This is a genomic window from Actinomadura sp. HBU206391, from assembly GCF_014323665.1.
Lineage (GTDB): Bacteria > Actinomycetota > Actinomycetes > Streptosporangiales > Streptosporangiaceae > Actinomadura_C.
Genome location: NZ_JABVEB010000373.1, coordinates 1 through 4,357, shown reverse-complemented (window position 1 = coordinate 4,357; position 4,357 = coordinate 1). Strand labels below are relative to the sequence as shown.

Below are 4,357 nucleotides of genomic sequence, written 5' to 3'. Positions count from 1 at the left end.
TGCCCGTTGTTCTGGACGTTCCGGAACTTGCGGCTGGCGCCCATGTCGAACCCGGCGATGTCGATCGTGCCGGTCTCGGCGTTGTAGCGGTAGCCGACGGGGTTGTTCTGCGGGTCGCCCTTGGGCCCGACGGTCGCCAGCCGCCCCAGGCGCTGCGTGCTCAGATAGTCGAGTTCGACGCGAGTGAGGGTCATGCGGCCAGCATGAGACCTCAACCGCGCTTGGGGTCAAGAGGCGCCGCGGCCGGCGGGTTCAGACCGTAGGCGCGGATGGCCGTCCCGCCGAACACCGCGTCCCGCTCGGCCGCGGACAGACCCGCGGTGAGCTCGCGCGCCGCCCCGACGACCCTGCCGTACGAGGCCGCGAGCAGGCAGACCGGCCAGTCCGAACCGAACATCAGCCGCTCGGGGCCGAAGGCGTCGAGCACCACGTCGGCGTACGGCCGCAGGTCGAGGACCCGCCATCGGGCCCAGTCGGCCTCGGTGACCATGCCGGAAAGCTTGCAGACGACGTTGGGCAGCCGGGCCAGCTCACGCATCCGGCCGGCCCATGGCTCCAGTTCGCCGGTCGCGATCGGTGGCTTCGACAGATGATCCACCACAAAGGTCAGCTCGGGCAGGGCCGCGGCCGTGCGGATGGCGGCGGGCAACTGGTGCGGCACGGTGAGCAGGTCGTAGGCCAGCCCGGCGCCGGCCACCGCGCCCAGCCCGCGTCGCACGTCCGGACGGCACAACCAGTCCGGATCCGGCTCGCCCTGCACCTGGTGCCGGATCCCGGCCAGATACCGCCCGCCGGGGAGTTCCCTCAGCGCGGCCAGCGCCTCCGCGACATCCGGTGCGGTCAGGTCCACCCAGCCGACCACGCCCGCGACGAGGTCATCGGCGGCGGCGAGAGCGAGGAACTCCGGCGTCTCACCGGCCACGGTGATCGTCTGGACCAGGACGGTGGCGGTCACGCCCTCGGCGACCGCCTCCGGGCGCAGGTCGTCGAGCGAGAAGTCGCGGCGCAGCGGAGCGAGCGGCTCACCGGTGATCCAATCCTGATCTCGGACGGACAGGTCCCACACGTGGTGATGGGCGTCGACGAGCGGTGTCATGCGCCGTCCAGGGTCCAGGCGACCGGCAGGCTGGTCGCCGCGGCCAGCTCCTGCGGCACCTCGCGGTGCGCGGCCTCGTACTCGGTCACGCGGCCGGGCCGGATGCGGGTGTGCAGCGCGACCCTCATGCCGTACCGGCCTCAGCCCACTGCCGCCCCAGACACCCGACCATCCCCGGTTCCACCACCGCGCGTCCTCGATCCGTCCGCGTACTCAGCGGGTCAGCCCGCACCAGTGATCCGATGTATATCGGGTTTCCGGCATCGCGGACAAGCCGTGGACGAAGCGCCGATCCGGTGGCGGGTCAGCGCTCGTACGCGTTGCGCGGCTTCTTGATCGGAAGGACGCTCGTCGCGGTCAGCTCGTGCACGCCGGTCGCCACCCTGCCGGCCGTCGGCGGCGTCCACGTGCCCACCACCTGCACCCATGAGTCGGCCGGCGGCGGATTAGCGCCGTGCACGACGACCCGCAAGGCGATCGCGTCGCCCGCGCAGCAGCTCATCCGGAGCCGGTTGAGGTGCCAGTTTCCCTTCTCACGCGGCGTGGCGAAGCCGGTCAGCCGCACCGGGACGCCCTGCATCGCCGCGGGATCGCCCGTCTGCGCCTCGAAGGACCGTCCGATGAACTCGCCCAGGGTCATGTCCGTGGGGGCGCCCGAGGACGCCGGCTTCAGCGCGCCGAATCCCTCGCCGGGTGGGGGAGGGGGCACCGCCGACCGCGCGTTGTCGCGGGACGCGGTGAACGAACCGAGGGCCGGAGGCGCGATCAGGAAGATCGCCAGGGCCGGAAGACAGAGCAGCCACGCCACCCGCGGCCCGCGGCCGTGGTCGTGGTCGCCGTCAGGGTCCTGGCCATGGCCGTCTTCGCCGTCCTGGCGGTCCTGGTCCTCGTCGTCCCGCCAGTCACGGCGTACGCCGACGGCCCCGAGCACGACGAGCGCCACGGCGGCGGCGACGAGCAGGACGCGGAAGCCGGGTTTGACGTAGTTGAGGTACTCATCGGTGGCCACTGTGATCCACAGCGCCGCGGCTCCGACGAGGATCAGCAGCAGGTTCTGCGCCGCCTTGGTCACCACAGTCCCCATCCCACGAGTGCGCTGACGGCCACGGCGAGCACGAAGGTCAGCGGAACGAACCGGATCGCGAAGCGGGGACCGAAGATCCCGGTCTGCAGGGCGATGAGCTTCAGGTCCACCATCGGTCCCACGACGAGGAAGGCCAGCTTGGCGGTGGGCGAGAACTGCGTCAGGCTCGCCGCGACGAACGCGTCGGCCTCCGAGCAGATGGACATCAGGACGGCCAGGACCGCGAGGGTCAGCACCGACAGCCAGGACACTCCGGCGAGCCCGGAGACCCAGGCCGCGGGGATGATCACGTTGATGGTCGCCGCCGCCATCCCGCCGACCACCAGGAAACCTCCCGCGTGCATGATGTCGTGCCGCATGGCCTGCCGGAACCGCTCCCAGCGGCCGACCCCGTCCGCGTGCGGCCGGGGAATCCGCAGCCACTCGCCCTTGCCGAACCGCAGCCACAGCCACCCGGCGAGCACCGCCACGGTGATCGATGCGAGGAAGCGCCCAAGGACCATCTCCGGGTTCCGCGGAAAGGCCACCGCGGTGGCCACCAGCACCACGGGGTTGATCGCGGGCGCGGCCAGCAGGAAGGTCAGTGCCGCCGCCGGGGCGACTCCACGCGCCATGAGCCCGCCGGCCACCGGGACCGACGCGCATTCGCAGCCCGGCAGCACGGCGCCCGCGGCAGCCGCCACGGGGACCGCGGCGGCGGGTCGCCGGGGCAGCACCCGGTTGAAGAACGAGGGCGGGACGAAGGCGGTGATCGCTGCCGAGAGCGTCACCCCGAAGACCAGGAACGGCAGGGCCTGAACGCAGATGGCCACGAAGATCGTGGCCCAGGCGTCCAGCGACTTCACCGCGATCGCGGGCGCCAGCCACAGCCGGCCCACGACCAGCAGCGCGGCGATCGCAGCGAAGATCCACGTCGCCCGGGTGCCCGGCGCCGTGGTCGTGCCGCTCCGGCCCCAGTCCGGGGGAGGGAGTAATTCGTCCTGGTCGCTCAGCCGCGCCGATGGGCCGTCTTTCATGCTCGTAATGGTGCCAGAGAAACAGATGTGACTGAGCGGTACTGGTGGGATGCCGATCATCTTCGTCACGATAAAAGATCTACCAAGCGGTTTGCGTGATTTGCCCGTTATGAGCCATGTTTGTGTATATTCGAGTCCAGCCAGAGCAAAGGCTGGCCCAAGTAGGTAAAACACAAAGATCGCAATAAAGATCGCAAAGCCGTCTCGCTCCCGCCCCCCATGTGGGAGCGAACTTATGCCGCTGATCCTGATCGCTCAAATTCGATCAAGCCTGGCCTTCACGCCCGGATCGGTGATCTCCCGGCCTCGGTCTCTTTCAGATCAACTGGCCTCCACGTATCCCCTGCCTGGGGAGACGCATGGCCTTTGGTGCCGGGAGATGGCAATCAGCGCGCCTCCGACATGTCTCGCAGGCCTCCAAGACGGCTGTTCAGAGATGAGTTCGGAGTCGTTTCGCCACTAGTCCCATGACCTGTGTCTGCGAAGCGCTGCGCTCCTCACCAAACCGAAGGGAAGTTAATGGAGAAGCGAACGAGGAACGCCGTTGTGACGGCCGTCACGGGTGCCGTGGCCGCTGGAACTCTGGCGACCGGCCTGGCGATGACCGCCGACGCCGGTGCCGTCCGCTCCGCCACACCCGTATCGTCTGCAAGCCCCATCCCGACCGGCGCCTCGGCCAATGGCCTCGTGGCGAAGGCGGAGAAGGACGCCGCCTCGTCGCTCACCGCGTCGGAGTCGTTCGGGGAGCTTGGCAAGACGATCCGGGAGGAGAAGGCGAGCCGGTCGAGCTCCGAGCGGACCGAGGTCAAGAAGACGGCAGAGCCGGTCAAGGGCATGGCCTCTGGCACGGCCACCGCGACCTCATTCTGGGACCCCACCACCGCGTCCGGTAAGCCGATGAGCTACGAGACGCTGGCCAGCCCCTACTGGCCGCTGGGCACCGAGGTCCTGGTCACCTACAACGGGCAGAGCACCGTCGGCGTCGTCGACGACTTCGGCCCGGCGGAGTGGGCCGTCGCTCAGCACAGCCCGCCCGCGATCATCGACATCTCCGAGAAGATGATGGCCGACTTCACCGGCTCTCGGGAGAACTCGGTGACCGTCCAGTTCCAGGTGCTGAAGCTGGGCTCGGGCGGCACCTACCGCAGCTCGGGCACGGGC

5 protein-coding genes and 1 pseudogene are annotated in these 4,357 nt (G+C 69.6%); 1 reads left to right on the top strand and 5 read right to left on the bottom strand.

Features of this window, described 5'->3' with window-relative positions; all coding sequences use genetic code 11:
- From HKK72_RS36655 to HKK72_RS36635, 5 genes are all read right to left on the bottom strand, one after another.
- Positions 1–194 (bottom strand): pyridoxamine 5'-phosphate oxidase family protein (locus tag HKK72_RS36655; RefSeq protein WP_187238987.1); only part of this gene is annotated, 194 nt, incomplete at its 3' end.
- 17 nt (positions 195–211) lie between these two features.
- Complete coding sequence (locus tag HKK72_RS36650; protein ID WP_187238986.1) at positions 212–1,096, bottom strand: amidohydrolase family protein; 885 nt, start codon at positions 1,094–1,096, stop codon at positions 212–214.
- Positions 1,093–1,224 (bottom strand): L-rhamnose mutarotase, encoded by a 132-nt coding sequence (locus tag HKK72_RS36645; protein ID WP_222721606.1) that lies wholly within the window; start codon positions 1,222–1,224, stop codon positions 1,093–1,095. The genes HKK72_RS36650 and HKK72_RS36645 overlap by 4 nt, the downstream gene beginning before the upstream one ends.
- A 176-nt stretch (positions 1,225–1,400) precedes the next feature.
- Positions 1,401–2,180 carry a TIGR03943 family putative permease subunit gene (locus HKK72_RS36640; protein ID WP_187238985.1) on the bottom strand — a complete coding sequence of 260 codons (780 nt, stop codon included), beginning with the start codon at positions 2,178–2,180 and terminating at the stop codon, positions 1,401–1,403.
- Positions 2,165–3,196 carry a permease gene (locus HKK72_RS36635; protein WP_187238984.1) on the bottom strand — a complete coding sequence of 344 codons (1,032 nt, stop codon included), beginning with the start codon at positions 3,194–3,196 and terminating at the stop codon, positions 2,165–2,167. The genes HKK72_RS36640 and HKK72_RS36635 overlap by 16 nt, the downstream gene beginning before the upstream one ends.
- A 546-nt stretch (positions 3,197–3,742) precedes the next feature.
- On the opposite strand from HKK72_RS36635, the pseudogene HKK72_RS36630 reads away from it, so the two are divergent.
- A pseudogene (locus HKK72_RS36630) lies at positions 3,743–4,357 on the top strand (septal ring lytic transglycosylase RlpA family protein); the annotation flags it as partial.

What these genes read in the sequence shown, in the direction of transcription:
- HKK72_RS36650 (WP_187238986.1), bottom strand. Translation starts at nt 1,096, where the DNA reads ATGACACCGCTCGTCGACGCCCATCACCACGTGTGGGACCTGTCCGTC.
- HKK72_RS36645 (WP_222721606.1), bottom strand. Translation starts at nt 1,224, where the DNA reads ATGAGGGTCGCGCTGCACACCCGCATCCGGCCCGGCCGCGTGACCGAG.
- HKK72_RS36640 (WP_187238985.1), bottom strand. Translation starts at nt 2,180, where the DNA reads ATGGGGACTGTGGTGACCAAGGCGGCGCAGAACCTGCTGCTGATCCTC.
- HKK72_RS36635 (WP_187238984.1), bottom strand. Translation starts at nt 3,196, where the DNA reads ATGAAAGACGGCCCATCGGCGCGGCTGAGCGACCAGGACGAATTACTC.